25 protein-coding genes are annotated in these 25757 nt (G+C 62.7%); 17 read left to right on the forward strand and 8 right to left on the reverse strand.

Annotated features, from left to right (window positions below; genetic code table 11):
* Nucleotides 1-306: 306 nt before the first annotated feature.
* The 4 genes from IVA95_RS08475 (at nt 307) to IVA95_RS08490 (ending at nt 3975) form a co-directional block, all read left to right on the forward strand.
* Nucleotides 307-1092, forward strand: coding sequence for a helix-turn-helix transcriptional regulator (locus IVA95_RS08475; RefSeq protein ID WP_247510107.1), 786 nt, complete (start codon nt 307-309; stop codon nt 1090-1092).
* A gap of 325 nt (nt 1093-1417) precedes the next feature.
* Nucleotides 1418-2233: an alpha/beta hydrolase gene (locus IVA95_RS08480; RefSeq protein ID WP_247510108.1), complete on the forward strand. Its 816-nt coding sequence runs from the start codon at nt 1418-1420 to the stop codon at nt 2231-2233.
* A 184-nt stretch (nt 2234-2417) separates the two neighbouring features.
* Entirely contained in the window at nt 2418-3182 is a 765-nt protein-coding gene (locus tag IVA95_RS08485) for a VWA domain-containing protein (RefSeq protein ID WP_247510109.1), read from the forward strand.
* A 67-nt stretch (nt 3183-3249) separates the two neighbouring features.
* Nucleotides 3250-3975 carry a DnaJ domain-containing protein gene (locus IVA95_RS08490; RefSeq protein WP_247510110.1) on the forward strand — a complete coding sequence of 242 codons (726 nt, stop codon included), beginning with the start codon at nt 3250-3252 and terminating at the stop codon, nt 3973-3975.
* Nucleotides 3976-4228: 253 nt separating this feature from the next.
* Here IVA95_RS08490 and IVA95_RS08495 read toward each other — a convergent pair whose 3' ends face one another.
* The gene (locus IVA95_RS08495) at nt 4229-6073 is read right to left on the reverse strand and encodes a D-alanyl-D-alanine carboxypeptidase (protein WP_247510111.1); all 1845 of its coding nucleotides are present in this window, start codon (nt 6071-6073) and stop codon (nt 4229-4231) included.
* 397 nt (nt 6074-6470) lie between these two features.
* Between IVA95_RS08495 and IVA95_RS08500 the strand changes: the two genes are divergently transcribed.
* Nucleotides 6471-6809 (forward strand): phasin family protein, encoded by a 339-nt coding sequence (locus IVA95_RS08500; RefSeq protein WP_213252073.1) that lies wholly within the window; start codon nt 6471-6473, stop codon nt 6807-6809.
* 79 nt (nt 6810-6888) lie between these two features.
* Here IVA95_RS08500 and IVA95_RS08505 read toward each other — a convergent pair whose 3' ends face one another.
* Complete coding sequence (locus IVA95_RS08505; protein ID WP_247510112.1) at nt 6889-8286, reverse strand: pilus assembly protein; 1398 nt, start codon at nt 8284-8286, stop codon at nt 6889-6891.
* A gap of 500 nt (nt 8287-8786) precedes the next feature.
* Between IVA95_RS08505 and clpS the strand changes: the two genes are divergently transcribed.
* Both clpS and clpA read left to right on the forward strand, forming a co-directional pair.
* Nucleotides 8787-9119 carry an ATP-dependent Clp protease adapter ClpS gene (gene clpS / locus IVA95_RS08510; protein ID WP_028345585.1) on the forward strand — a complete coding sequence of 111 codons (333 nt, stop codon included), beginning with the start codon at nt 8787-8789 and terminating at the stop codon, nt 9117-9119.
* Nucleotides 9120-9382: 263 nt separating this feature from the next.
* Complete coding sequence (gene clpA, locus IVA95_RS08515; RefSeq protein WP_247510113.1) at nt 9383-11794, forward strand: ATP-dependent Clp protease ATP-binding subunit ClpA; 2412 nt, start codon at nt 9383-9385, stop codon at nt 11792-11794.
* A gap of 84 nt (nt 11795-11878) precedes the next feature.
* On the opposite strand, the gene IVA95_RS08520 is transcribed toward clpA, so the two are convergent.
* Nucleotides 11879-12235, reverse strand: a complete 357-nt coding sequence (locus tag IVA95_RS08520) for a PilZ domain-containing protein (RefSeq protein ID WP_247510114.1) — start codon at nt 12233-12235, stop codon at nt 11879-11881.
* 238 nt (nt 12236-12473) lie between these two features.
* Between IVA95_RS08520 and IVA95_RS08525 the strand changes: the two genes are divergently transcribed.
* From IVA95_RS08525 to tsaA, 5 genes are all read left to right on the forward strand, one after another.
* Entirely contained in the window at nt 12474-13424 is a 951-nt protein-coding gene (locus IVA95_RS08525; protein WP_247510115.1) for a lytic transglycosylase domain-containing protein, read from the forward strand.
* Between the two features lie 57 nt (nt 13425-13481).
* A complete protein-coding gene (locus IVA95_RS08530; protein WP_247510116.1) occupies nt 13482-13982 on the forward strand; it encodes a dual specificity protein phosphatase family protein in 501 nt (166 codons plus the stop codon).
* 83 nt (nt 13983-14065) lie between these two features.
* Entirely contained in the window at nt 14066-14809 is a 744-nt protein-coding gene (locus IVA95_RS08535; protein ID WP_247510117.1) for an AzlC family ABC transporter permease, read from the forward strand.
* Complete coding sequence (locus tag IVA95_RS08540; RefSeq protein WP_213252053.1) at nt 14806-15150, forward strand: AzlD domain-containing protein; 345 nt, start codon at nt 14806-14808, stop codon at nt 15148-15150. Before IVA95_RS08535 ends, IVA95_RS08540 begins: the two co-directional genes overlap by 4 nt.
* A gap of 80 nt (nt 15151-15230) precedes the next feature.
* A complete protein-coding gene (gene tsaA / locus IVA95_RS08545) occupies nt 15231-15722 on the forward strand; it encodes a tRNA (N6-threonylcarbamoyladenosine(37)-N6)-methyltransferase TrmO (RefSeq protein WP_247510118.1) in 492 nt (163 codons plus the stop codon).
* Between the two features lie 100 nt (nt 15723-15822).
* Here tsaA and IVA95_RS08550 read toward each other — a convergent pair whose 3' ends face one another.
* The 4 genes from IVA95_RS08550 to IVA95_RS08565 form a co-directional block, all read right to left on the reverse strand.
* Nucleotides 15823-16245, reverse strand: a complete 423-nt coding sequence (locus IVA95_RS08550) for an HIT domain-containing protein (protein WP_247510119.1) — start codon at nt 16243-16245, stop codon at nt 15823-15825.
* Between the two features lie 54 nt (nt 16246-16299).
* On the reverse strand, nt 16300-17538 hold the full coding sequence (locus IVA95_RS08555) for a GNAT family N-acetyltransferase (RefSeq protein WP_247510120.1): 1239 nt from the start codon (nt 17536-17538) through the stop codon (nt 16300-16302).
* A 107-nt stretch (nt 17539-17645) separates the two neighbouring features.
* Nucleotides 17646-18398 carry a glycerophosphodiester phosphodiesterase gene (locus IVA95_RS08560; RefSeq protein WP_247510121.1) on the reverse strand — a complete coding sequence of 251 codons (753 nt, stop codon included), beginning with the start codon at nt 18396-18398 and terminating at the stop codon, nt 17646-17648.
* 15 nt (nt 18399-18413) lie between these two features.
* Nucleotides 18414-18881: a RidA family protein gene (locus IVA95_RS08565; RefSeq protein ID WP_065732774.1), complete on the reverse strand. Its 468-nt coding sequence runs from the start codon at nt 18879-18881 to the stop codon at nt 18414-18416.
* A 253-nt stretch (nt 18882-19134) separates the two neighbouring features.
* Between IVA95_RS08565 and IVA95_RS08570 the strand changes: the two genes are divergently transcribed.
* The 5 genes from IVA95_RS08570 (at nt 19135) to IVA95_RS08590 (ending at nt 24162) form a co-directional block, all read left to right on the forward strand.
* Nucleotides 19135-20001, forward strand: coding sequence for a cell envelope integrity EipB family protein (locus IVA95_RS08570; RefSeq protein ID WP_247510122.1), 867 nt, complete (start codon nt 19135-19137; stop codon nt 19999-20001).
* A 282-nt stretch (nt 20002-20283) separates the two neighbouring features.
* Nucleotides 20284-21486: a pyruvate dehydrogenase (acetyl-transferring) E1 component subunit alpha gene (pdhA, locus tag IVA95_RS08575; protein WP_247510123.1), complete on the forward strand. Its 1203-nt coding sequence runs from the start codon at nt 20284-20286 to the stop codon at nt 21484-21486.
* Nucleotides 21479-22459 carry an alpha-ketoacid dehydrogenase subunit beta gene (locus IVA95_RS08580; protein WP_247510124.1) on the forward strand — a complete coding sequence of 327 codons (981 nt, stop codon included), beginning with the start codon at nt 21479-21481 and terminating at the stop codon, nt 22457-22459. The genes pdhA and IVA95_RS08580 overlap by 8 nt, the downstream gene beginning before the upstream one ends.
* Nucleotides 22460-22478: 19 nt before the next feature.
* Nucleotides 22479-23579, forward strand: a complete 1101-nt coding sequence (locus IVA95_RS08585; protein WP_247510125.1) for a dihydrolipoamide acetyltransferase family protein — start codon at nt 22479-22481, stop codon at nt 23577-23579.
* A 181-nt stretch (nt 23580-23760) separates the two neighbouring features.
* Nucleotides 23761-24162 carry a RidA family protein gene (locus IVA95_RS08590; RefSeq protein WP_247510126.1) on the forward strand — a complete coding sequence of 134 codons (402 nt, stop codon included), beginning with the start codon at nt 23761-23763 and terminating at the stop codon, nt 24160-24162.
* A 143-nt stretch (nt 24163-24305) separates the two neighbouring features.
* Here IVA95_RS08590 and IVA95_RS08595 read toward each other — a convergent pair whose 3' ends face one another.
* Nucleotides 24306-25601, reverse strand: a complete 1296-nt coding sequence (locus IVA95_RS08595; RefSeq protein ID WP_213252043.1) for a DNA polymerase IV — start codon at nt 25599-25601, stop codon at nt 24306-24308.
* Nucleotides 25602-25757: the final 156 nt, after the last annotated feature.

Below are 25757 nucleotides of genomic sequence, written 5' to 3' on the forward strand. Positions count from 1 at the left end.
AACCACAGACCCCATCAGGCCTTGGCAGGGCAAACTCCCAAGGCCTTCGCCGCTACCAAGACCACCGCGATCCAATCAGCGAATTAGTGAACATCGACAGCAATGACGTCGACGATAACCTCGCCGGTGCCGAGCAGCGGGTCGGGAAGCGTCTCGATCGCAAGCGGCGATCCGAACGCGTTCAGAACGGCAGCCTTCATGGGGTCTCCTCGTTTCGACGAAGTCGCATTCTCGCAGGCTTCATTGCCCCAACAAGACCTGGTATTATCCTAGGATTGAAGAACCCTTCCACGGGGCGCGGCGCGCATGGCAGAACCAGGCACGAATTCAAGGCAAAGCGAACTCGGAGACTTCCTGCGCTCGCGGCGGCAGAAACTGACGCCGAAGGCGGTCGGCCTATCCGGCGGCCGGCGGCGGCGCACGCCCGGCCTGCGGCGGGAGGAAGTGGCCGACCTCGCCGGTATCGGCGTCGACTGGTACATCCGCCTCGAGCAGGGACGATCCGTCAGCCCTTCCGCAGCAACGATCGATGCACTGGCGCGCGCGCTGCGGCTGACTAGGGCCGAACACCGGCATCTGAAGGAGCTGACGCAAAATACCGACCGGCGTGCCTTTGTCCGCGAGACCGTTCCGTCCGCGGTCCGCCGCACGGTCGAGCAACTCAACCTGCCGGCCTATGTCACCGGCCGACGCTGGGACATTCTCGCTTGGAATGCGGCCGCCGACGAAATCTTTGCGTTCAGCCGGCTTGCAGAAGCCGATCGCAACAGCCTGCTCTCGGTACTGACCAATCCCGCGACGAAGCGGCTGTTCGGTGCGTCATGGGCAGATGAGGCCCGGCGCATGGTTGCCCAGTTCAGGGCGACGCATGACCTGTGGGCCGGCGATCCTGCCTTTCGCGACCTGCTGGCGCGCCTGCGCGAAGGCTGTCCGGAATTTATTGGCTGGTGGGAGGCCCATGATGTCAGCGGCGTCGCGGCAGGACGGAAATCCTTGACTCATCCCAAAAAGGGGCAGCTCAAACTGGAGTATGCGAGTTTCCAGGCCAATGACGACCCGGCTTTGAAGCTTGTCATCTACACGACGGTTTAAGTCCCCACTGGGACCCGCCGCGGGTATTGACGCACCGTGACGCACTGTGACGCAGCGGTTCCCGGGAACCGGTCATGCAGTACGCCGTTTTCATTAGACTTTTATCGGATGCTCGAACCGAAGCTTGAAAGGAGGCGTCGTAAGTAAAAGGAGGCCGAATTTGTGGAACCGAGCGACTGCACAATGGATGGGTGCATCGCACAATGATCAGGCGCTCAATACACAACATTTGGCCTTTATGTCACGCCATCGTGACATATATCATCAACAAGGGACCGAAGAGTCTCAAACAGGGTTGGGCCCCTCATGGGGCGCGAGGACGAATATGAAACGTGGAATTCTCGTTCTGCTTTCACTCTCGGTGCTGGTCGCTGTCGCGTATTTCACCGCGAACAAGTGGGCGATCCGGCACGAGACGATCGCGTTTCATGATCCCGTCCGCGACAACCGCTTGGTCGCGGTGCATATTGCCGTCCGCCGCGACAAGGAAATGCAGGCCAATGCCGGCTTGATCAAGCTGCCGGTTGCGGTCCTCAATCACGGCAACACCGTCAAGAACACCGAGTATTCATTCCTGTCGACCGTGTTCGCCTGGCGCGGCTATCTTGCGGTCAGCCCGCAGCACGATCTACCGACCGATCCGCCGATGGTGACCAAGATCGGCGAGCCTTATGTCGGCCGTCTGCCGCAGATTCAGCGCGGCGTCGCCAACATCCATTTCGCTATCCACGAAATGAGGAAGGTCCAGCCCAACGCCGACTATGAAAAGGTGACGATGGTCGGCCACTCGATGGGCGGCGACATCTCGATGTATTTCGCCAAGCAGTATCCCGACGAGATCAAGAAGGTCGTAACGCTGGACAATCTGCGTGTGCCGTTCCTCACCGAAGGCAAGTTCAAGATCCTGTCGTTCCGCTCCACGGATACGCATTTCAAGCCCGACCCCGGCGTCGTGCCCGACGACGAGCAGTGCGAGCAGGCCGGCATCACGGTCGTGAACACCGGCTTCCAGCATAACGACATGCGCGACACCGGGCCTGACGCGGCCAAGTCCTCGATCCAGTCGATGCTCGACAGGTTCCTTGACGAGTCCGACAGAAGCGCGCTCAAGCCCGTGCCCGCCAAGGTGCCTGACTTCTGACCAGCAGCCCGGGACCGGTGCCGTTGTCCGTGCCGCTGGCCAGCAATCCGCCGCCGAAGAACAAGCCGGTCACGAACTAGATAACCGACCGCTATCGTGCATTTTGCGGCTGCGTCATCAGTTGGCGCATTGACCCGCTGTAGGCGCCGTCCCAAATAGAGCTTGCTGTTACTCGCGAGCGCTCATGGCCGGCGAACCCACCAAACCCAAATCGGCAGACGAGGTTGCTTCGGCAAGAGCCGAGGCGCGCAAAGGCCGCCCGTTGCCGGAGACCAAGCCGTCGGCGTCGGAGGACATCGCAGCCTTCGTGGCGAAAGCGCGCGCGATGTCGCCGCACCGCCCGGACGCCAGGGGAAGGCTGGTGTTTGCGCTCGACGCCACCATGAGCCGGCAGCCGACCTGGGACATGGCCTGCGCGCTGCAGGCCGACATGTTTCGCGAGGCGGCCTCGCTCGGCAGCCTCGATATCAGGCTGGTCTATTACCGCGGCTTCAACGAATGCCGCGCCACGGGCTGGATCTCCGATTCCGCGCAACTGGCACGGCTGATGGGCAAGATCGATTGCCGGGGCGGCAATACCCAGATCGGCAAGGTGCTGTCGGAAGCGCGCCGCGAGGCGGTGGCGTCCGGCGTGCGCGCCATGGTGTTTGTCGGCGACGCCATGGAGGAATCCGTCGACGACCTCTGCGCCAAGGCCGGCGAGCTCGGCTTGCTCAAGGTGCCCGTGTTCATGTTCCAGGAAGGCCACGATCCGACCGCCGAGCAGGCGTTCCGGGAAATTGCGCGGCTCACCGGCGGCGCATGGTGCAGGTTCGACCCCGGCGCCGCGGCGCAGTTGCGCGAGCTGCTGCGCGCCGCCGCAGCCTACGCTGCCGGCGGGCGCGAAGCGCTGCTGCGGCTGTCGAAGACCACAAGCGGCGCGGCCGCACTGATCGGGCAGATGAAGTGATTACGACTTTGGTTTGCGACCGGGCGAGCATCATGCTTTTCGTCTGCGGGATCGCTATATTAGAGCCATGGCAACCCTGATTGCCGGCGTCGTCGCCGTTGTCGTTCTGTACTTGCTGCTGCAGATGTTTCGTGCGGCCAACCCGGTCGTGCTTGCGCGCGCTATCAAGATCGTGGGCGGCGTGGTGGCGCTGGCGGTCGCAGCTTTCACCGGGCTGCGCGGCGAGCTTGCGGTTGCCATTCCGCTCGGCATCTTCGGCGCTGGCCTGCTCGGCTGGTCGCCATTCGGGCCAGGCGGCTTCAGCAATATCGGCGGGATCTTCGGCGGCGGCGCGCAGCGTTCGTCGGGGCAGACCTCGCGCGTCCGTTCGCAGTTTCTCGACATGAGTCTCGATCACGACAGCGGCGAGCTGTCGGGGCGGATCATGGACGGGCCGAATGCCGGGCGTTCGCTCGGCGAATTCGACCTGCGGCAATTGATCGCGATGATACCGACCTTCGACGCTGAGAGCGTCGCGTTACTTGAAAGCTATCTTGACCGCCGGTTTCCCGCTTGGCGTCAGAACGCGCAAGGCGATGCGGCAGGGGGGCAGCGCCGCACGGCGGCGAGCGGAAAAATGACGGACGAGGAAGCCTATCAGATCCTTGGCTTGCAGCCGGGGGCGGGACGTGACGACATCAGCCGGGCGCACCGCGCCCTGATGAAGAAACTGCATCCCGACCAAGGGGGCTCGACGTACCTCGCTGCCCGCGTAAACGAGGCCAAGGATACTCTTCTTCGCACGCATCTCTAGCTACTCCGGCTCACGCCACCGACGCTACAAACCGCGAGTTGCTTCCGTTCTCTGACTGACGCCCCATATCGCCCGCCATTGTTCGGCGCGGTCGATCGTTCATTGCAGGGAAACCTAACCGGAAATTCTTGACGAGAAGTTTTCGCGGACCGCCCTGGGCGCGATCTCGCGAGCGCCGTCGCGACTGTGTTTGGAAAGCAACATAGCCGGCGCTTGCGGCGCCGGCTTTGCCAAATTCAAAGAAACGTCCGGATCAGTTGCGAACGGTGATGCAGGAAATATCGGCGCGCTTGAGGGTCTTGCATACCGCTTCGGCCTGATCGCGCTCGAGGCCGGCGAAGCGGGCCCGGTAGAGCGTGCGGTTGTCCTTGGCGACCACGGGCTCGGTGAAGGGATCGGCCTTGCTGAGCAGGGCGCTGGCCTTGGCGCGGGCGAGATCGATCCGCTGCTTGGCCTCGCTTTCGCTTTCAAGCGCACCCACCTGAATGATCCAGCCGGTGCGGACCACCGCCGGCGCGGCCGGCTTGACGGCGCTGTTTTGCTGCACGGCCGGCGGTTGGGCGTGGGACGCCGGTTCGGCGTAGGCCAGCGCCTGCGAGTGCGTGGCTTGCGAGGGGGGCTGTGTCAGGCTGGAAGCGGGCAACACGCCGAGCACGCCTTGTCCGGTGCCGTGATTGGCCGGCTGCGGCGGCATCGCGACCCTGGCGGCTTCGGCCTTGGTCTCCGCGGCTTTTGCGACGACGGCGCTGGAGGTCTCGGCGATTTCAGGGCGGGCCGGAATGGTGTTGGTGATCGGCGGCGCCGCGGGCTGCGAGGGGCCGGCTGAAGCGAGCTTCATCGGCCCGGCCTTGACCTGTACTGTCTTGACCTTGACCGGCTTCATCGGCTCAGCCGAGCCGGGGATCGCTGAGATCGGCTGGGTCTGGATGACGCCGTTAGTCAATGGTGCGGGTTCGGGCTTGGCTTGCGGCTCGAACTTGTTCTGTTCGACCTTGGCGGGCGGCGGGGGCAGGGCAGCGGCGGCCGCCGCCATCAGCGACGGCTTGGCCGGCGCGATCGAGCGGGTTGCCGGCATGGCGGCGAGCCCCGGTTCGGCGGCGGCGAAGGCGCCGCCGGGCTGAGCCGTTTCGGCCGGACGCGCAACGGTCTCGGCTGCGGCGACATCGACGGTGCCGTCGGCGGGATTGCGCTCGGTGATCGCGGCGACGGTGCGCTTGGTCGCGCCCTTCTCGAGGTTTTCGGCCAGCAGGTTGCGCATGGTGGCATCGCGCGAACCGCCGCTGCGGCCGCCCAGCACCACGCCGATCAGGTGGCGGTTGCCGCGGCGCATCGAGCTTACGAGGTTGAAGCCGGACGCGCGGGTGTAGCCGGTCTTGATGCCATCGACGCCTTCGACATTGCCGAGCAGGCGATTGTGATTGCGGATCGATTGTCCCCGATAATTGAACACCGAGGTCGCGAAGTAGCGGTAGTAGCGCGGGAAGCGGTCCTGGATGGCGCGGCCGAGGGTCGCCTGATCGCGCGCGGTGGTCAGTTGCTCGTCATTGGGGAGGCCGGAGGCGTTGCGGTAGGTGGTCTTGCTCATGCCGAGCGCGCGTGCCTTGCGCGTCATCAGCCTGGCGAATTCGGCTTCATCGCCGGCAATCGCTTCGGCGACCACGACGGCGGCGTCATTGGCGGAACGCGTCACAAGGCCCTTGATGGCGTCCTCGACCTTCAGGGTTTGGCCCGGGCGCAGGCCGAGCTTGGTCGGCGCCTGCTCGGAGGCGTGCTCGGAGACCTCCATTTCGGTGTCGAGCTTCATCTTGCCGGATTCGAGGCGCTCGAACAGCAGATAGAGCGTCATGATCTTGGTCAGCGACGCCGGGCGGCGGATACCGTCGGGGTTGTTGGATGCGAGCACCGTGCCTGAATTGCCGTCTACGATGATGGAGGAGAATTGCGGGCTGTAGCTTTCGCGCGCGACTTGATGACGACGGTGCTTGTAGCGGCGCGCTTCGGCGCTCTCGCTCGAGATCAGTAGTGCTGTCGTGAAGGTAACCAGCCCGAGGGCGCATACTCGCAGGGCGCGCGAGGAAGCGAAGGTTGTACGAAGCATTTACTTCCCCGTCCCAATTTCTGTCTTGATCACCGGCCCGTGAGGCAAAATTGTGCCCACCAGCCGCTGATGGTTCCCCGTTCGAAGTACCGGTCCGGCCATGAGGCAAGGCTGGAGTGGCCGATCAGGTCGCTGTTCTAGCTAAGATGCTGTTCACAAACAGCTTTCGGGCTGTCTGTCGGAAGGCGAACAAGTCGAGGAATCAGGTTAGGCCGAGCGAGTTTCCAAAAGATTAATTAACCGTTGCGTAAGACCCCGGAGTTTTCCGTTAATTGGCCGCATTTGTGCGTCGCACAACAATCGTTGACTTTATTGTGCAGTGCACATATAAGAAGCATGTCAGGGGGCCGGGACCTCCCGGCAATCGAAACGCTCAGTCTGGGAAAAGGACTCCATGATGGTCAAGATTGAAGACATTCAGAACTACGGCAAAGAGCATCTCGAATCGGTTGCCGCTTCCGCAACCAACCTGCAGAGCGGCGTTCAGGCGATCGCGAGCGCCTACGGCGACTACGCCAAGAAGTCGTTCGAAGACACCAAGTCGTTTGTCGAAAAGCTCTCCGGCGTGAAGTCGCTGGACAAGGCTCTCGAAGCCCAGACCGAATTTGCGCGTTCTTCCTACGAAACCTTTGTCGCAGAGTCGCAGAAGATTGCCGGCCTCTACACTGACCTCGCCAAGCAGACCTACAAGCCGTACGAAGGCCTGGTCGCGAAGTTCACGCCGGCCGCGCATTAATTCGTTCGCGATCTGATATTCCCACAATAAAAAAGCCCGGCCATTGCGGCCGGGCTTTTTCTTGACGCCTGTAGTGCGCTTATTTCGCGACGCGCAGCTTGGCCAGCGACTGGCCGATCGAATTGAACGCCGATGCAGTCTCGCCGGCGGACTTGATGTGATAGAACTTGTCCGGACTGCTGGCGCATTCCTTGAGCACGGTAGACTCGGCATCCCCGCCGGTATTGACCTGGACGGTGTAGATCGTGATCTCGGCCGCCTTGGCGTTTGCGCACAGGATCTTCTGGCGGGCATCGATCTGCGACGCGTTCGAGTACCAGCGATTCTGCGTGTTCAGGCCGTCCGACAGCAGGACGATAGCATCCTTATACTCATAGTTCGCCGTGTCCTTGGCCGGGGCATTGAATGGCGGCGCGCCTACACCGAGCGTCAGCCAGGCCCACGCCATACCGATGCCCTGGTTGGTATTACCGGTGGGCTGCAGGTTGCCGATCAACGTCTTGAGCGCCGTCCAGTCATAGCTCAGCGGCATGATCGGCGGCATATAGGGACTGTTGCTCGACTTGCAGTATTGTTCGTTGACGGTCCCGTCCCATTTTTTTGTAACATATTCTTCGGCTACAACCATCGTCGGCGCGTTGCTCGAACTCGGCGCGGTGTTCTTGGTGTCGTAATCCTGCGTGCGGTCGGTGACGCAGCCGGTCCACTTGGTCTTGTCGGGCGTCCAGACCTTGCCGGCGTCCACGCAGGAACTCTTGGTCGTCTTGCTGGCTTGGCTGCACGTCCCCCAGGTCGGGTTCTGAGTGCTCCAGAAATCCCAGTCGATCCAGCTCTCGTCCTTGTAGCTGGTGCCAAGGTTGACGTCCTTGGCGAAGGGAACGATCGAAATGTAGATGTCGCCGGTATTCTTTGCGAGCTTGCTCAATTGATCGACTAAGCTCTTGGCGGCCTCCTGCATCGCGGGCATCTTGCCGTCGTTCTGCATCGATCCCGTCACGTCGAGCGCCATCGCGACCCGCATGCGCACGTTACCCCAGGCCGAGGTGGAACTGGTATTGAAGCCCATGGTCGGGAAACCGGCGACCCGCATGAGAGTGGTATCCACGGCGCCCGAGCCGTTAATCAGGATGGTCGAGCCGCTGCCGGAGGTTTGGGTATAGCTTGCCGAGATCGTGATCGATTTGGCTTCCGGGTTGGTATAGAGGGCCTTGAAATACGCGTCTGCCTTCGCCGGGATTTCCGAGGTCGTGATGGTGCCCGCGGTCAGGTCCTTCGCGAGCATCAGCGCGGTGGAATCGAGGGCGGCCTGCATCGAGGAGCGGGCGCTGTTGGCGCGGGTGTAATCAACTGCCGCGCCGACGAAAGCGATGATCGGGAGTACCGCGATCCCGAACAGGATCGCGATGTTGCCCTCATTGGCGCCGGCAAACCGGCTGGCAGCCGCGCGAATGCGACGGAATACGACTGTATCGAGCATGGCCTCACCGCAAATGTGATTTCTACGGGCATTTCCGCCCGGGCCGCTAAACAGGCGGTAAACCGGTTCCGCTAAAAACAGGTCAAAGCCGGTGCACCGCCGGACCGGTCGCCAAAAGACCCCGGTATGCTCAACGGCGGCTAAACGGCACGTCGCCGTCCTTTGTCAAATCCGACAGAAACGATTAACCTTGGTTGGGAGAGCCGAGCCGGGAATCGGGCCGGTCGCGGGACGTGGCAGGGCGAAATCATGCGCTTGCGGCGATCCGGCGACGGACCCATATTCCAGGTGCCGATCCGGCCAACGGGTCGGACCGGGAGCGGCGATCTGGAATAAGCGTTACTGGGTACCAGGCGGTGGCTCACGTCAGAGCCGATCGCGTGTGGGCTAGGATGCGCTCTCCGGTCATCCCTTTTGGAATTTCGAACGCCTGAGCCATGTTGCAGTCAACCTTCAAAGCTTGTCCGTCCGTGCCGGCAAAGTCATCTTCTGCTCCCCGAATGAGCAATGACGAGAACCGCAACGCCGGAACCGGCGGACCATCAACGTCGGTCATCACCAAGGTCAAGCCGAAGACCAAGCGTCCGAACCTCTATCGCGTCCTTATTCTGAACGATGACTACACGCCGATGGAGTTCGTCGTTCATGTGCTGGAGAAATTCTTCCAGAAGGACGCCGAAGCGGCCACCAAGATCATGCTCCATGTCCATCACCACGGGATCGGTGAGTGCGGCGTGTTCACCTACGAAATTGCCGAGACCAAGGTCACGCAGGTGATGGACTTTGCGCGCAAGCACCAGCATCCACTGCAATGTGTGATGGAAAAGAAATAGCCGCGCGTGGCTCTCGATCCGGCCGGAGATAAGGAACGGGATTGCATTGATCGGTGTTGACGGAGGCCGACCGTATTCCCGATAATTTTTCGGGGGGAGGTCGCGTGCCGCCGTCGTGGTGCCGCGAATTTAGAGGAAAACCACGCTTGCGGAACCGGTCTTTCGCCACGATCGTGTGTAACTATATGACAGGGATGACGAAGGTTGTTGTTGCCTCACCGGGTAATGGCGATCATGATGACCGGGGGCCATAGAGGACGCGAATGCCAACTTTTTCCCAAAGCCTTGAACAATCCCTGCATCGTGCATTGGCGATTGCAAACGAGCGCCATCATCAATATGCGACGCTCGAACATCTTCTGCTGTCGCTGATCGATGACTCGGATGCGGCTGCGGTGATGCGCGCCTGCAGCGTCGATCTCGACAAGCTGCGCACCAGCCTCGTCAATTATCTCGAGACCGAATTCGAGAATCTGGTGACTGACGGAGCCGATGACGCGAAGCCGACGGCCGGTTTCCAGCGCGTGATCCAGCGCGCGGTGATACACGTTCAGTCATCGGGGCGCGAGGAAGTGACCGGTGCCAACGTGCTGATCGCGATTTTCGCGGAGCGCGAAAGTCACGCCGCCTATTTCCTGCAGGAGCAGGACATGACGCGGTACGACGCTGTTAATTACATCAGCCATGGCATCGCCAAGCGGCCGGGCGTCTCCGAAGCGCGCCCCGTGCGCGGCGTCGACGAGGAGACCGAGGCCAAGGGCAACGAGGACGCCAAGAAGAAGGGCGAAGCGCTCGAGACCTATTGCGTCAACCTCAACAAGAAGGCGCGGGACGGCAAGATCGATCCGGTGATCGGGCGCAATGCCGAGATTAACCGTGCCATCCAGGTGTTGTGCCGCCGGCAGAAGAACAATCCGCTGTTCGTGGGCGAGGCCGGCGTCGGCAAGACCGCGATTGCGGAAGGGCTCGCCAAGCGTATCGTCGATTCCGAAGTGCCCGAGGTGCTGGCTGCCGCCACCGTGTTCTCGCTCGACATGGGCACGCTGCTCGCCGGCACCCGCTACCGCGGCGATTTCGAGGAGCGGCTGAAGCAGGTTTTGAAGGAACTGGAGGCGCACCCGAACGCCATCCTGTTCATCGATGAAATCCACACCGTGATCGGCGCCGGCGCCACCTCCGGCGGCGCGATGGACGCGTCGAACTTGCTGAAGCCGGCGCTGGCTTCCGGCACGATCCGCTGCATGGGTTCGACGACCTACAAGGAATACCGTCAGCATTTCGAGAAGGACCGCGCGCTGGTGCGCCGGTTCCAGAAGATCGACGTCAACGAGCCGACGGTGGAGGACGCGATTGCGATCCTGAAGGGGTTGAAGCCCTATTTCGAGGATTATCACCGGCTGAAATACACCAATGAGGCGATCGAGGCGGCGGTGCAATTGTCGTCGCGCTACATCCACGACCGCAAGCTGCCGGACAAGGCGATCGACGTGATCGACGAGTCGGGCGCGGCGCAGATGCTGGTCGCGGAGAACCGGCGCAAGAAGACCATCGGCATCAAGGAAATCGAGACCACGATCGCGACCATGGCGCGAATTCCGCCCAAGAGCGTGTCAAAGAACGATGCCGAGGTGCTGAAACATCTCGAGCAGACCTTGAAGCGCGTGGTGTTCGGCCAGGACAAGGCGATCGAGTCGCTATCGGCCTCGATCAAGCTGGCGCGCGCCGGCCTGCGCGAGCCGGAGAAGCCGATCGGTTCATACCTGTTCTCCGGGCCGACCGGCGTCGGCAAGACCGAAGTTGCAAAACAGCTTGCGGCCTCGCTCGGCGTCGAGTTGCTGCGCTTCGACATGTCCGAATATATGGAGCGGCACACGGTGTCGCGCCTGATCGGCGCGCCTCCCGGCTATGTCGGCTTCGACCAGGGCGGGCTGTTGACCGACGGCGTGGACCAGCATCCGCATTGCGTCGTGCTGCTCGACGAAATCGAGAAGGCGCATCCGGATCTCTACAACGTGCTGCTGCAGATCATGGACCACGGCCGGCTCACCGACCATAACGGCAAGCAGGTCAACTTCCGCAACGTGATCCTGATCATGACCACGAATGCGGGCGCCGCCGACCTCGCGCGTCAGGCCTTCGGCTTCACGCGCAACAAGCGGGAAGGCGACGACCACGAGGCGATCAACCGGCAGTTCGCGCCGGAATTCCGCAACCGGCTGGACGCGATCGTCTCGTTCGCCCATCTCAACGCCGACGTCATCGGCATGGTGGTCGAGAAGTTCGTGCTGCAGCTTGAGGCGCAGCTCGCCGATCGCGACGTCACCATCGAGCTGTCCGAGCCCGCCAAGGCCTGGCTGATCGAGCATGGCTATGACGAGCAGATGGGCGCGCGGCCGATGGCGCGCGTGATTCAGGAGCACATCAAGAAGCCGCTCGCTGATGAGGTGCTGTTCGGTCAGCTCAAGGGCGGTGGCCATGTCCGCGTCGTGCTGGTCAAGGACGAGGCCGCCGGGGAAGGCAAGGACAAGATCGGCTTTGAGTTCGTCGAAGGGCCGGTCACGCCCAAGCCGGAAAAGCTGCCGGTGGCGCGCAAGCGCAAACCGAAGCCGGGCGGCCCCAACGGCGGTGGCGGCTCCAAGGGGCCGGCCTCGAAGGGCCCGCTGGTCAAGGTCTGATCGCGGTTCGACCGAGAGACGCGACGAGAGAATGCAAAAAAGGCCGGCTCGACAGCCGGCCTTTTTTTGTACCGCCTTGCAGCTTCAGCGCTCGCCGAGCAGTTCGTCGATCCGGCGCTGGAGCTGCCGCTTCTTGATCTCGCTTCGGCGCAGCCGCTCCTCGAGATCGGAGACCGGCTCGGCCGGGCTTTCCGCCCTGAATGCGACGCCGACAAAATTGTCGCGCCACCAAATGACCCTGGCGAGGAAAGAGCGACCCTTGCGCGCGATGCGCAGCGAGAGCTGTTCTTTCGGCAACTGGACGTCATTGCTGAATTCGATTGTAGCGCCGTGATCGGAAATATTGCGGACGATGCATTCGTGCGTCGCGCCGCGTTCGCCGATCTCGGCGACGCCGCCATACATCACCTTGTCGCGCACCCTCTCGCGCCGTTCCCGCATTGAAAGTCTCCCAAAGAAGTGAGGAGACTTTTACCCCGCTTTGTTGCCCGTAAAAGTCCGGCGGACGCAAAATGCGGCGTTAACGTAAATTAACGGCGGTTCCGATGGCGGGTATTTTCGGAGCAATTGCAACGCAAAAAAGGCCGCGCGCAGCGGAGGGGCGGCGGATCCACCTGCAAGCCATGATCGTTTGATTAACGTTTCCACCGCAATGCGCAATCCCGGATTTCAAACTGCCATGCAAAAAGGTCGGTTTCTTCGCGCCCTATGGTGCACGGTGTCGCTTTTGTGCTCAGTTGCGAACGCCTTCGCGGAGGACGCGGGCGAGGCTACCCGGTCGAGCGCGACGGCTAGCCAAAAGCCGCCCACCGCGCGCGAGAGCGAGGCGCGCGAAGCGATGTGCCTGATGATCGAGTCGGCGGCGAGGGCGTCGGACCTGCCGCTGGAGTTCTTCGCGCGCGTGATCTGGCAGGAGAGCCGCTTTCAGCCGGATGCGGTTGGGCCGGTGACGCGGAGCGGGGCGCGGGCGCAGGGTATTGCGCAGTTCATGCCGGGAACGGCCAACGAACGCGGCCTGCTCGATCCCTTCAATCCCGTCCAGGCGCTGCCGAAGTCGGCTGAGTTTCTCGACGAGTTGCGCCAGCAATTCGGCAATCTCGGGCTCGCGGCGGCAGCCTATAATGCCGGTCCTAGGCGCGTGCAGGAATGGTTGGCCGGCACTGGCGGGATGCCGCAGGAGACCCGCAACTACGTCGTCGCCATCACAGGCTCCACGGTTGAGGAGTGGGCGAAGGCGGGAAAGGACGGCAAGCAGCCCGAACGTATCAAGGCATCGAGCTGCCGCGAATTGATGGCGCTCTTGAAACAGGCGCCCAATCCCTTTATCGCCGGGCTGGAGCAGCGCGTGAAGCTGGCGGCCGCGAAGGTGTGGGGCGTGCAGCTCGCCGCCGGCTTTTCCCGCGACAAGGCGCTCGCGATGTATGGGCGCGCGGTCTCGCGGCTTGCGAGCCTGATCGGCAATCGCGACCCCAGCATCCTCGCCTCGCGCCTGCGCAGCCGCGGCCCGGCGACATTCTACCAGGTGCGCTTCGGCGCAGACACACGCGGCGAGGCCGACGATCTCTGCAACCGCATTCGCAAGGCGGGCGGCGCGTGTTTTGTGCTGAGAAACCGGGGTGTGCCGGGTTGAAGAAGTGGCGACTTGGCGGTTAGCTTGAACACCAGCTGGATTCCGAGGCGATCTTGAATGTCCCGATTGCACTGGATTGAGATGGCGGGTCGGCTCGCCATCATGGCCCGTCCTCGCGCCAATGATTGGTTGGAAGTGGACGTTGGTGAATGGAAAACTTGCGGCGTCCATCTGGTCATAAGTCTCCTTGAGCCGGACGAGGTCACCGAACTTGGGTTGCAGCGGGAAGCTGAGCTTTGCCGCGCGAGTGGAATTGAATTCATCTCCTTTCCGATTCCTGATCGTGGCGTGCCGGAGATTCAGCAGGCGTTGGGTATTGCGCGGTCCATCGCTGGCGGTCTTGCCGACGGCCGTTCGATCGCGGTTCACTGCAGGGCAGGGATCGGCAGAGCGTCCATTATCGCCGCGTGCGCAATGACCTGTCGGGGAATCGAGGTCGGCGAAGCGCTTGCTTTGATCAAAGCAGCTCGTGGTGTGATCGTGCCGGACACCGAGGAGCAACGTGACTGGGTAATCGCCTTTGACAAGGCCAGCCGAGCATCGCCGCAGATCGCATAGCCGCCCTGAGCGGAGCTTGGTTGACGCGCCCCGCATTCATCAGCCCTATGCCCGCGACGTCTCAAACTTCCATCCGGTCATCCGTGGCACTGCCTCCACTCTCTTCTCCTCAATGGAAAAGCCCTGTCCGCGCCTTCGCGTGGGGCATGAGCTCGGTCGCCTCCACGGTGCTGACGCTGGTGCTGTTTGCGACCTATCTCGGCATCGGCGCGCTGGCCCATGACAGCCACTTCAGCCTCGGCTGGGTGCTCGGCAGCACATTGCTGGTCTGGGCTGGTCCGGCGCAGATCATCCTGATTTCGACGCTCGGCTCCGGGGCGACCGCGGTCCAGGCGGCGATTGCGGTGACGGTGAGCGCGATCCGCCTATTTCCAATGGTGGTGTCGGTGCTGCCGCTGATGAAGACGCCCAAGACCAGGCGCCGCCACCTCGTGCTGGTGACGCATTTCATTGCCGTCACGCTTTGGGTCGAATGCTATCGGCTGCTGCCAAAAGTGCCGCGCGAGCGGCGGATTGCGTTCACGCACGGCCTCGGCTGCGGACTTGTCTCTGTATGCATGATCGCCACTACGCTTGGCTACGCACTTGCCGCCAAACTGCCGCCGTTGTTCGCGGCGGCGATCCTGCTGCTGACGCCGTTGGCGTTCCTGCTTTCGACGGCGCGCAACTGCAAGCAGATATCGGATGTGCTGGCGCTGGTGCTGGGTCTGGCGTTGTTTCCGCTGGTGTCGATGCTGCATACCGGCGTCGATATCCTGATTAGCGGTGTCACGGCTGGCAGCATTGCCTACGGCGTGCACTGGTGGCGGGAGAGGACGCGCGCATGAGCGAGTTTTTCGGCAGCCCGCACGCGCTGTTGGTCCTCGTGCTCGCGGGTTTTCTGCCTAACGAGGTCTGGCGGATGGCCGGGCTGTGGTTCGGCGCCGGCGTCGATGAGGGCTCGGAAGTCCTGGTGTGGGTCAGGGCGGTGGCGACCGCGATCCTCGCCGGTGTTATCGCGCAAATCCTGGTGCAGCCGCCAGGCGCGCTGGCCGGCGTGCCGGACTGGCTGCGCTACGGCGCGGTCGCTGCCGGCTTTGCGGTGTTCATGCTGACGCGACGCTCGATCTTTGCCGGCGTGGTCTCCGGCGAGATCATCCTTCTGGCCGGGAAATGGTGGCTCGGTTGATTGCATGGCCCATAATCCGGTACTGTTCCGCGCGCAAGAAAAGTTGCGCGCGATCGGTGCCCATCTCACTGGATTAGGCAATGGTTCAGGACACCAAACTCCGCGAGGGCGAAGTTGCCGTCAATATGCCAGCGGCCCGCGACGCGGGGCTGGTGTTCATCGGCCGCATCCGCACGCCCTGGAAATCACGGCTGGAGACGCCGCGGCAGGGCCGCCACGACGGCCCGGTCTGTCGCCTGGAGATTTTCGAACCCTGGGTACCTGCGATCAAGGGCGTCGACTTCTACGAAAATCTCGAAGTGATCTATTGGCTGCATCACTCGCGCCGCGATCTGGTGCTGCAGAGCCCGAAGAACAACCGGAAAACCCGCGGCACGTTCTCGCTGCGCTCGCCGGTGCGGCCCAATCCGATCGGCACCTCAATCGTGAAGTTCGTCGCCGTCGAGGGCAACACGATCCTGGTGCGCGGCCTTGACTGCCTCGACGAAACGCCGCTGCTGGACGTCAAGCCGGACCGCTGCGAGTTCTCGCCGCTGGCGCAGCCGAAGAGCGGGGATTTCGAGACGGAGTAGTTACGCGTAGCCCGGATGGAGCGAAGCGCAATCCGGGGCCGGTGTTGCAAACGTCGCATAATTCCCCGGATTACGCTTCGCTCCATCCGGGCTACGTAGACTACCCCAACGCCGCGATCAGCTTGGTCGCGTTGTCCTCCAGTACCTTCACATCTTCCTTGCGACTTGCGGGCGGCAGCAGCGCCACGCCGTCATGGCGGGGCATGACGTGCATGTGCAAATGGAACACGACTTGCCCGCCGGCTGGCTCGTTGAATTGCTGCACGGTGATGCCATCGGCGTTGAAGGCCTTCATCGCGGCGGCGGCGATCTTGTGGGCGGCGCGCGCGACGTGGGCGTAATCCTCGGGACTGATGTCGAGGATGTTGCGGGCAGGGGCTTTTGGGATCACCAGCGTATGGCCCGGCGAACGCGGCATGATGTCGAGGAACGCCAGCACATGGTCGTCCTCGTAGACCTTGTGGCAGGGAAACTCGCCGCGCAGGATTTTTGCAAAGGGGTTGTTGGCGTCGTAGGCGGGCATGGGCCTCTTTTCCTCAAGGTTTGATCTCAAATCTCACGTCGCCAGCTCAACCGGTCAAGTCTCGTCGGCGGCCTTGCGGAATGGACCGGCTTCCGCCAGTTCGCGTCCGACCTCGGCGACATAGGCACGCTCGCGCTTTAGGTAGTCGGCGATCGCGCGGCGCAAATCGGGATCGGCGATGAAGTGCGCGGAGTAGGTGGTTTGCGGCAGGTAACCGCGCGCCAGTTTGTGCTCGCCTTGCGCGCCGGCCTCGACGACCTTCAGGCCGCGCTGGATCGCAAAATCGATCGCCTGATAGTAGCAGACCTCGAAATGCAAGAATGGATGATGCTCGACGGCGCCCCAATTACGGCCGAACAGTGTGTCCGATCCGATGAAATTGATGGCGCCCGCGATCCAGCGGCCTTTGCGTTTGGCCATCACCAGGAGCACGTCGCGGCTCATGCTCTCGCCGATCATCGAGAAGAATTTGCGGGTGAGGTAGGGGCGGCCCCATTTGCGCGAGCCGGTCTCCATATAGAACGCGAAGAATGCGTCCCAGGCTTCCTCCGTGATATCGGCTCCGGTCAGGTGGTGGATGGTGATCCCGGCGGCCACTGCCTCGCGGCGTTCGCGCTTGATTGCCTTGCGGTGGCGCGAATTCAGCGAGTTAAGAAAATCGTCAAAACTACCGTAGCCTTCATTGTGCCAGTGAAACTGCTGGTCGTTCCGCTGTAGAAAGCCGTGCTGACCCAACAACTTCGCTTCCTGCTCGCGGGCAAAAGTTACGTGCACGGAGGAAGCATTGGTTGCGCTGCACAGCGCCATCAGCCCGCGTGCCAGCGCTGAGCCGATCTGTTGGCGGTCAACGCCATCGCGGATCAACAGCCGGGGGCCGGTGGCGGGCGTGAACGGCACCGAGACCTGCAGTTTTGGATAATAACGTCCGCCGGCGCGCTCATAAGCGTCGGCCCAGCCGCGGTCGAAGACGTATTCGCCCTGCGAATGTGTCTTCAGATAGCAGGGCACGATGCCGACGATCTCGCCATTGAGCCGTGCCAGAAGATGCCGGGGACCCCATCCGGTGCGGGCGCAGGCCGAGCCGGAAGCCTCGGCGGCGGCAAAAAACGCGTGGGAAACAAAGGGGTTATAGGCAGGCTTGCAGGGATCGCTTTGAGACCCATTTGCCGCCAGCGTGTCGAAATTGTCGAGACTGTGCGGATTCGGCTTCGGATTGGCGCAGGCGTCCCAATCCGCAGCCTTGATGTCGCTGACGGAGGGGACGGCTTCGAGGGTGATTTCGGATGACGCCATCTAGAAATTCAAACCGGTCCCATCATGCGATCAGCCATCGCCCATGTGACCAACGCCTTGCAAAGATCGTGCATCAAGCGGGCGAGTTCAAGGTGGGCGGCCGCGTATCAGGTTCCCGGCAGGAACTCCTCGAAGATGATCTGGTCGGCATAGCGCGCGGCGCGTGCGCGCTGCTCGGGCGTGCGCACGGTCCAGGCGAGCAGCGGCAGGCCGAAGACGTTGCGGGCGATCCAGGGCGCGGCCGCGGGCAGCTCATTCACCCAATAGGCGACGAAATGCGGCCGGGTGCGGAAGGCATGGCGCAGATGCGTCATGCCGCGGCGCTGTTCCGCTGACGCATCCGGCCACTCCTCGGCGGTATAGTCATGTTCGGCCACAATGCCGCGCGCGCGGTCGGGGATCAGTTCGCGCAACGCCACCACCTGATCCGGATCGAAGGACATGCCGACCGCAGGGCCGTCATACGAGGCGAGCACCTCCGCCATCCGTTTCACCAGCCGACGATCGCCGTCGAAATGGCTTTTCACCTCGATCACCAGCGGCACGCGGCCGGCGACCAGCGCGCAGAGGTCGCCAAGCGTCATCATCCGTTCCGGCGTGTTCTTGAAATTGACGGCCTTAAGTTCGGACGCGGTCATGCCGAGTAACGCGCCCGATCCCTCGGTGAGGCGACCGAGCGCATTGTCGTGATGGACCATCGCCTCGCCATCGGACGAAAGCTGGATGTCGCATTCGATGGCGAAATTACCGTCGATGGCGGCCTGCGCGGCCGCCGGCATGTTTTCGACGATGCCGCGCGAAATGTCATGCAGGCCGCGATGGGCGACCGGCCTTGCCGTTAGCCAGTCCGGCGCGCGCACGGGATCCGCTCCGCTTCAGGACACTTCGAAGATGGCATCCACCTCAACAGCGGCATCCGATGGCAGCGAGGCGACGCCGACGGTGGTGCGGGCGTGCCGGCCCTTGTCGCCGAATGCGGTGACCATCAGGTCGGAGGCGCCGTTGAGCACCTTGGGCCCGTCGAGGAAGTCAGGCGCGGAATTGATGAAGCCGCCGAGCCTGACCACGCGGACCACCTTGTCGAGATCGCCGAGCGCCGCTTTGACTTGGGCCAGCAGGTTGACGCCACAGCCCTGCGCTGCGGCGTAGCCCTGTTCGATCGTGACGCCGGCCCCGAGCTTGCCCTTGGCGATCAGCTTGCCTTCCGCGTTGGCGCAGACCTGGCCGGAGACGAACAGCAGGTTTCCCGAGCGCACGAAGCCGACATAGTTCGCCATGGGGGTGCGCGGCTCGTTCAGCGTGATGCCTTGTGCCGCCAGCTTCTGTTCGACCGTACCCGCCATGTTTTTCGTCCCCGCTTGATGTGACCATTCCCTGACCTGCGGTCAGGCGCGCATTGTTTCGCGCATCGCGCATTCTCTTGCAAGCGACGGTGGAGCTGCGTCCAACTTGGCGATCGAGGCGGATCGTGCCCGAAAAGGCAAAAAGCGGCGCGCCTCGGCCTCGAATTCTTGCGTTTTCGTGGCACTGCCCTAGTTGCGACGCAATGGACCAGTCACTAATGTAGTCGAATCTCCCTCGAGGAAAAAACAGAACATGGCTAGCTCGTTCCCGATTCCGGTTCGTGCTTTGGTGTTTTCGGCTGCGGCCACTTTGCTCTCGGGTTTCACAAGCGGTCCGGTGCTGGCTGGTGCCAGCGGGCCGTTTCTCGCCCACCAGGCGCTGTATGAATTGAAGCTGGTCAAGTCGCGCGGATCCAATGCGATATCGGGTGCGCGCGGGCGCATTCTCTACAATTTTTCAGGCAGCGCCTGCGAGGGCTACACCTCCGAATTCCGCCAGGTATCCGAACTCGACAGCGGCGAGGGCAGGCTGACGTTGAGCGATCTTCGCTCGCATTCCTGGGAAGATGCCGCCGGCAAGAGCTATCGCTTCAAGATCGACACCCGCATGAACGATACCGACTCCGCGCCGATCGACGGCGTGGCGGAACGGGTCGGCGACCGCATCACGGTCAAGCTGAAAAAGCCGGTTGCGAAGACGTTCGAGCTCGACGGCAAGGTCGTGTTCCCGACCGAGCAGATCCAGCACATCATCGCCGCCGCGCGCGCGGGTAAATCGGTGCTGGAGCTGATGGTCTATGACGGCTCGGATAATGGCGAGAAGGTCTACAACACGCTGTCGGTGATCGGGAAGCCGATCCCGGGCACCCAAAGCATTACATCGCCCGACCCGTCGACCGCCAACGACCAGATGAAGGCGCTGACCCGCTGGCCCGTGACCGTGAGCTATTACGACCGCGACGCCAAGGCGAAAGACGGCGAGCAGACGCCGGTTTACGCGATGTCGTTCGAGCTCTTTGAGAACGGCGTCTCCCGCGCGCTGGTGCTCGATTACAACGATTTCGTGATTGCGGGTGCCATGGGCCGGCTCGACGTGAGGGATTCCAAGCCGTGTAAGTGACGGCCCCCTCGAGACGTTCGCGCCCGGAAGACCGATGCGCGAGCCGGGGTCCATTCTACTTTGCATGGGGTTGTTTTCGCGATTTTGCGTCTAGGCCCTGCGGTGTACCGCCGAAGAGTATCTGCACTGCGTCCGGGACAGGAGATCGTTAGCTTCGCGCTAATGGCGAATCGATTCGACTCCAACCCATCCCGCTCTAGATGGTAACCGAACGAACGGGCGAACCGTCTCCTAACGGTTCAGTCGTCACGAGGACAACCTGACCATCCCCGTGAGCCCGCGGTGCAGCAACGGCCATCCGAGATCGGCGCGCCCATCTTGTATTGTTCCGGCCCAGCACCAATTACGAATGGTGGGATGCAGAATCGCTCTGGGAGCGAGGACGTGGCCAGCAAAAAAATGCCAGACGGAGGACTTCCGGTCATCGCGCACTTTGAAGTGCGCCACCGCAATTACCTCGCGCCAGACGGCTCGATTAACCGACCGCTCCCCCCATTCGCCTCCGATGCCGGCCTCCTCACGGCGCTCTATCGAGCGATGATGCTGCTGCGCAACTTCGACCGAAAGGCTGTTGCGTTGCAGCGCACCGGCCGGCTTGGGACATACGCTGTTTCACTCGGCCAGGAGGCGGTGTCGGTTGGCGTAGCCAGTGCGATGCGCGAAGAGGACGTCCTGTTGCCCTCCTATCGCGACAATGGTGCGCTGATCTGGCGTGGGGTCAAGCTGGAGGAAATTCTGCTGTTCTGGGGAGGGGACGAGCGGGGCAATCACTTCTCCGGACCGGTTCAGGATTTTCCGTTTTGCGTTCCAGTGGGATCGCAGGCGCCGCATGCCGCCGGCGTTGCCTATGCCTTCAAGCTTCGCAAGCAGCCGCGTGTCGCCGTATGCATGTTCGGCGATGGCGCTACTTCGAAGGGTGATGTCTACGAGGCGATGAATTTTGCCGGGGTGCACAAATTGCCGGTCGTGTTCGTGGCCACCAATAATCAATGGGCTATTTCCGTTCCGTTACGACTACAGACCGGTTGCGAAACGCTGGCGCAGAAAGCCATCGCGGCCGGCTTCATCGGCGAGCAGGTGGACGGCAGCGATGTTGTTGCGATGCGCGCCGCGGCCGAAGATGCCATTGCCGCCGCCCGGGAGGGCCAGGGCCCGCGCTTCATCGAGGCAGTCACCTACCGGCTCGGCGATCATACGACCTCCGATGACGCGTTACGCTATCGTTCGGCTGACGAAGTCCAGGCCCGTTGGAAGGAAGAGCCGATTACGCGCCTGAGGAGCTATCTCGTCGGCCAAAAAATGTGGAGCAAGGCGGAGGAAGAACAGCTCGCCGCGGAGTGTCATGAGCGCGTCGAGGCGGCGGTCGAGCGTTACCTGGCAACAGAGCCACGCCGATCCGAAACCATGTTCGATCATCTCTATGCCGAACTGCCCGGGGTCTACGCCGCGCAGCGCCGCGAACTCGCGGGAGAGGGCGATGGCTGAAATGACGTTGGTCGAAGCCGTCAATCTGGCGCTCGCCCGCGCGATGGAAGATGATCCTGATGTCGTTGTGCTTGGCGAAGATGTCGGCATCAATGGCGGCGTCTTCCGCGCGACCGTCGGGCTGCAAGCGCGTTTCGGCCCCGAGCGCGTCCTTGATACGCCGCTTGCCGAACTCCTGATCAGCGGACTCTGCGTCGGCATGGCGGCGCAGGGGTTGAAGCCTGTTGGCGAGATCCAGTTCATGGGATTTCTGTATCCCTGCATCGATCAACTGGTGAACCATGCCTCCCGAATCCGCAACCGCACCCAGGGACGGCTCACCTGCCCAATGGTTCTGCGTACGCCGCACGGCGCCGGCATTCGCGCGCCGGAACATCATTCCGAAAGCACCGAGGCGATGCTCGCCCATATCCCAGGCTTGCGCGTCGTGATTCCCTCATCGCCGGATCGCGCATACGGACTGCTGCTCGCCGCGATACGCGATCCAGATCCGGTGGTGTTTCTGGAGCCGACCCGCATCTACCGTGCGGCGAAAGGCGAGGTGGAAGACAATGGTGAGGCTTTGCCGCTGGATGTCGCCTTTGTCCTGCGGGAGGGCCGCGACGTCACGCTGATCAGTTGGGGGGCAATGCTGAAAGAAACCATGGCGGCTGCCGACGCGCTGGCCGCCGACGGCATCGCCGCCGAGGTGATCGATCTTGCCACGCTCAAGCCTTACGATGAAGCCACGGTGCTCGGTTCGGTCGCAAAAACAGGGCGGTGTGTCATCGTGCACGAGGCGACACGCACCGGCGGATTCGGCGCCGAGATCGCGGCGCTGATCGCCGAGCGCGCTCTGACCTCTCTGCTCGCACCGGTGGCCCGCGTCACCGGCTACGATACGGTCATTCCGATGGCGCGGCTTGAGCAACACATGATGCCATCGGTCGGTCGTATCGTCACTGCCGCGCGCAAAGCGTGCCAGTTCAGTTGATTGCAAGCGAGTTTGTCCCATGCGCCAGTTCGTATTGCCGGATCTGGGAGAGGGTCTCGAAGAGGCGGAGATCGTGAACTGGTATGTCAACGAAGGCGATCACGTCGTTACCGATCAGCCGCTGGTTTCGGTCGAAACCGACAAAGCCGTCGTCGAGGTGCCGTCACCTTCGAGCGGACGCATCCTGCATCTGTTTGGCGCCAAGGGAGATGTGGTGAAGGTGGGCGCGCCGCTTGTCGAGTTTGCCGAAGGCCCCGAGCAAGACACCGGCACCATTGTCGGCGAACTTGGCGGTGGCGAGCCGCCGGCGGCGGCAGCGACAACTTCCGGGCCAGCGGCTGGACAGAAAGCCCAGGTGTTTCCGGCGGTACGCGCGCTCGCCCGCAAACTCGATGTCGATCTCGATCTGGTCGAAACCACAGGACCCGGCGGCACCATCACGCGTGCGGATGTGGAACGGGCTGCCAAGGGCTTGCCCCATACCGGACGTGCCGAACCCTTGCGCGGTTTGCGGCGCGCGATGGCTCAGCGCATGGCGGCGGCTCACGCCGAGATCGTCCCGGCCAGCGTCACCGACCAGGCCGATATCGACGATTGGCGAACCGGCGAGGACGTGACCATCCGACTGGTACGCGCGATCGCTGTCGCCTGCAAGGCACAGCCTTCGCTCAATGCCTGGTACAATTCCGGCGCTGGTGAACGGCGTCTGATCGACCGTATCGATCTCGGTATCGCCGTCGATACCGGCGGTGGGCTTATTGTTCCTGTGTTGCGCAATGTCGCAGAGCGCGACGTCAAGGACTTGCGAACCGGGCTTGACCGGATGCGGGCGGACGCAGTCGCGCGCTCAATACCTCCGGGAGAGCTGCGCGGCGCCACGATTACGCTGTCGAACTTCGGGATGATCGGAGGCCGTTTCGCCAACCTGATCGTGGTACCGCCGCAAGTGGCAATCATAGGCGCGGGGCGTATTAGCCAGGGCGTTGTCGCGTATCGGGGCCAGCCGGCGGTGAGGCGCGTGCTGCCGTTGTCGCTCACGTTTGACCATCGCGTTGTGACAGGCGGTGAAGCCGCTCGCTTCCTGGTAGCGCTCAAAGCGGACCTTGAGCAGTTTTCGTGAGACAGCCGTGCGGCCCCATATGGTATATAATGAGGGGGTTCGTCCTCACGGCCCTCAGAACATGTTGCGGCTACCAGTCAGGTCCTGGAAACGGCCCTGAGCATTGCGAGAACCAGTCTGGTCGAGAGCACCGGACCCGGGTACGCTTCGGCCGAACCATGCACGTCAGGGAGGCGCAAACATGAGCAAGCTCGAAAAACTTCGGCCAAGCGGCCTTCACCACAATCCGGCTTACTCCCACGTCGTCGCCGCCTCGGGCGCGCGCACGATCTACATCGCGGGACAGGTCTCCACCGATGAGGAGGGGCGGGTGGTCGGCGAGGGTGACATAGCCGCGCAAACGACGCAGGTGATGCACAATATTGGCCTGGCGCTGAAAGCCGCCGGCGCGAGTTATGCTGATATCGTGAAGATCACGACCTTCGTCGTCGGCTACAAGCCTGAGCTCCGTCCGATCATCGGCAAGGCGCGCTCGGCCTTCTTTGAGGGCATCGAGCCGCCGGCGAGCACGCTCGTCGGTGTAACGGCGCTCGCGGCCCCGGAATGGCTGATCGAGATTGAGGCAGTGGCCGTCGTCGATTGAGCTTTTTTCCGTCATTGCGAGGAGCGATAGCGACGAAGCAATCCATCTCTCCCCTTGTGGCGCTATGGATTGCTTCGCGGAGCCTGTCATCCGGCGGCGCTTTGCGCCGACCGGGTGGCTCGCAATGACGGGGAGAGAGTAATCTACCCCTCCTCCTCATCTTCTTCCTGCGCGGGCCCATTATACGCGATGCCCCGGATCACCGCGGCATTGCCGAACTTTTTCCGCAAGTCATCCATCGCGCGCTCGGCGTGGGCCGAGCGGCGGTCGAGCATGTCGCTGTCGTCTCCTCGCGATCCCTCGCGCAAGGCGCTGACGCCGGTGCCCATCAGGCGGAAGGCGGTGCCGTCGATCTCCTTTGCCAGCATTTCGCGCGACACCGCAAAGATTTTCGCGGCGAGTTGGGTCGGCGCCTGAATCGATTGCGAGCGGGTGCGCTGCCTGAAATCGGCGGTCTTCAGCTTCAGCGTGATGGTGCAGCCGGCCAGGTTGCCGTTCTTCAGCCGTGACGACACCTTTTCCGACAGCCGCCACAACAGCCGTTCGAGCGTGGCGAAATCGCGGATGTCGTTTTCGAACGTGGTTTCGCTCGATATCGTCTTGGCGCCGCGGTCAGGCACCACGCTGCGGTCGTCGATGCCGCGCGCCAGCCGCCACAGCCGGCGACCTTCGCCGCCGAACTGCTTCATCAGCTCGACCTCGTCGGCGCGCTGCAGATCGGCAATGGTGCGAAAGCCGCGCTGCAGCAGCTTTTCCTGGGTCGCCGGGCCGACGCCGTAGATGAAGCCGACCGGCTTGTCGGCGAGCATCTCGCGCGCTTCGATCTGGTCGAGGGCGGCAAAGCCGCGCGGCTTGTCGAGATCGGAGGCGATCTTGGCCAAGAACTTGTTGCAGGACAGGCCGACCGAAACCGTGATGCCGATGTCGCGCTCGACCTCGCGGGCAAAGCGCGCCAGCACTTTTGCGGGGATCATGCCGTGAACACGCTGCGTGCCGGAAAGATCGAGAAACGCCTCGTCGATCGAGAGCGGTTCCACCAGCGGCGTCAGCGTCTGCATGGCGTGCCGCACCTCGCGGCCGACGCGGACATATTTGGCCATATTTGGCGGGATCACGGCTGCCTGGGGGCAGAGCGCCAGCGCTTTAAACATCGGCATTGCTGAGCGCACGCCATAAGTCCGCGAGACATAACAGGCAGCCGACACGACGCCGCGCTTGCCGCCGCCGATGATCACGGGCTTGTCGGCAAGTTCCGGATTGTCGCGCTTCTCAACCGTGGCATAGAACGCGTCGCAATCGATATGCGCCAGGGTCAGCGAGGGCAGGGCATGGTGGCGGACCAGGCGCGGGGAACCGCATTCATTGCATCGCCTTGCCTTGATATCGAGGTCGCTGAGGCAATCCCGGCAGAACGCGCGCGGACCGTCTGGTGCTCCCATTCCGCAGTTCGCACGCATTTGCCGCACCACCTTATGCGAACTGCGGAATGACAAGGAGCACCAGCAAATGATGTTTGCCAGTGCGGCTCTTAGAATTTGAAGTTCCTACGAAGAGGTTACTGCGAGTCTGGTAGGAACTTCAAATTCGCCGCACTG

Source organism: Bradyrhizobium sp. 157 (assembly GCF_023073815.1).
Taxonomy (GTDB): Bacteria; Pseudomonadota; Alphaproteobacteria; order Rhizobiales; family Xanthobacteraceae; genus Bradyrhizobium.

Coding starts and splice junctions, on each gene's coding strand:
- IVA95_RS08580 (WP_247510124.1), top strand. CDS start 21,479: ATGGCTGAAATGACGTTGGTCGAAGCCGTCAATCTGGCGCTCGCCCGC.
- IVA95_RS08485 (WP_247510109.1), top strand. CDS start 2,418: ATGGCCGGCGAACCCACCAAACCCAAATCGGCAGACGAGGTTGCTTCG.
- IVA95_RS08520 (WP_247510114.1), bottom strand. CDS start 12,235: ATGCGGGAACGGCGCGAGAGGGTGCGCGACAAGGTGATGTATGGCGGC.
- IVA95_RS08540 (WP_213252053.1), top strand. CDS start 14,806: ATGAGCGAGTTTTTCGGCAGCCCGCACGCGCTGTTGGTCCTCGTGCTC.
- IVA95_RS08570 (WP_247510122.1), top strand. CDS start 19,135: ATGGCTAGCTCGTTCCCGATTCCGGTTCGTGCTTTGGTGTTTTCGGCT.
- tsaA (WP_247510118.1), top strand. CDS start 15,231: ATGGTTCAGGACACCAAACTCCGCGAGGGCGAAGTTGCCGTCAATATG.
- IVA95_RS08590 (WP_247510126.1), top strand. CDS start 23,761: ATGAGCAAGCTCGAAAAACTTCGGCCAAGCGGCCTTCACCACAATCCG.
- clpA (WP_247510113.1), top strand. CDS start 9,383: ATGCCAACTTTTTCCCAAAGCCTTGAACAATCCCTGCATCGTGCATTG.
- IVA95_RS08585 (WP_247510125.1), top strand. CDS start 22,479: ATGCGCCAGTTCGTATTGCCGGATCTGGGAGAGGGTCTCGAAGAGGCG.
- IVA95_RS08495 (WP_247510111.1), bottom strand. CDS start 6,073: ATGCTTCGTACAACCTTCGCTTCCTCGCGCGCCCTGCGAGTATGCGCC.
- IVA95_RS08595 (WP_213252043.1), bottom strand. CDS start 25,601: ATGGGAGCACCAGACGGTCCGCGCGCGTTCTGCCGGGATTGCCTCAGC.
- IVA95_RS08530 (WP_247510116.1), top strand. CDS start 13,482: ATGTCCCGATTGCACTGGATTGAGATGGCGGGTCGGCTCGCCATCATG.
- IVA95_RS08490 (WP_247510110.1), top strand. CDS start 3,250: ATGGCAACCCTGATTGCCGGCGTCGTCGCCGTTGTCGTTCTGTACTTG.
- IVA95_RS08525 (WP_247510115.1), top strand. CDS start 12,474: ATGCAAAAAGGTCGGTTTCTTCGCGCCCTATGGTGCACGGTGTCGCTT.
- IVA95_RS08475 (WP_247510107.1), top strand. CDS start 307: ATGGCAGAACCAGGCACGAATTCAAGGCAAAGCGAACTCGGAGACTTC.
- IVA95_RS08550 (WP_247510119.1), bottom strand. CDS start 16,245: ATGCCCGCCTACGACGCCAACAACCCCTTTGCAAAAATCCTGCGCGGC.
- IVA95_RS08505 (WP_247510112.1), bottom strand. CDS start 8,286: ATGCTCGATACAGTCGTATTCCGTCGCATTCGCGCGGCTGCCAGCCGG.
- IVA95_RS08565 (WP_065732774.1), bottom strand. CDS start 18,881: ATGGCGGGTACGGTCGAACAGAAGCTGGCGGCACAAGGCATCACGCTG.
- clpS (WP_028345585.1), top strand. CDS start 8,787: ATGAGCAATGACGAGAACCGCAACGCCGGAACCGGCGGACCATCAACG.
- IVA95_RS08480 (WP_247510108.1), top strand. CDS start 1,418: ATGAAACGTGGAATTCTCGTTCTGCTTTCACTCTCGGTGCTGGTCGCT.
- IVA95_RS08500 (WP_213252073.1), top strand. CDS start 6,471: ATGGTCAAGATTGAAGACATTCAGAACTACGGCAAAGAGCATCTCGAA.
- IVA95_RS08555 (WP_247510120.1), bottom strand. CDS start 17,538: ATGGCGTCATCCGAAATCACCCTCGAAGCCGTCCCCTCCGTCAGCGAC.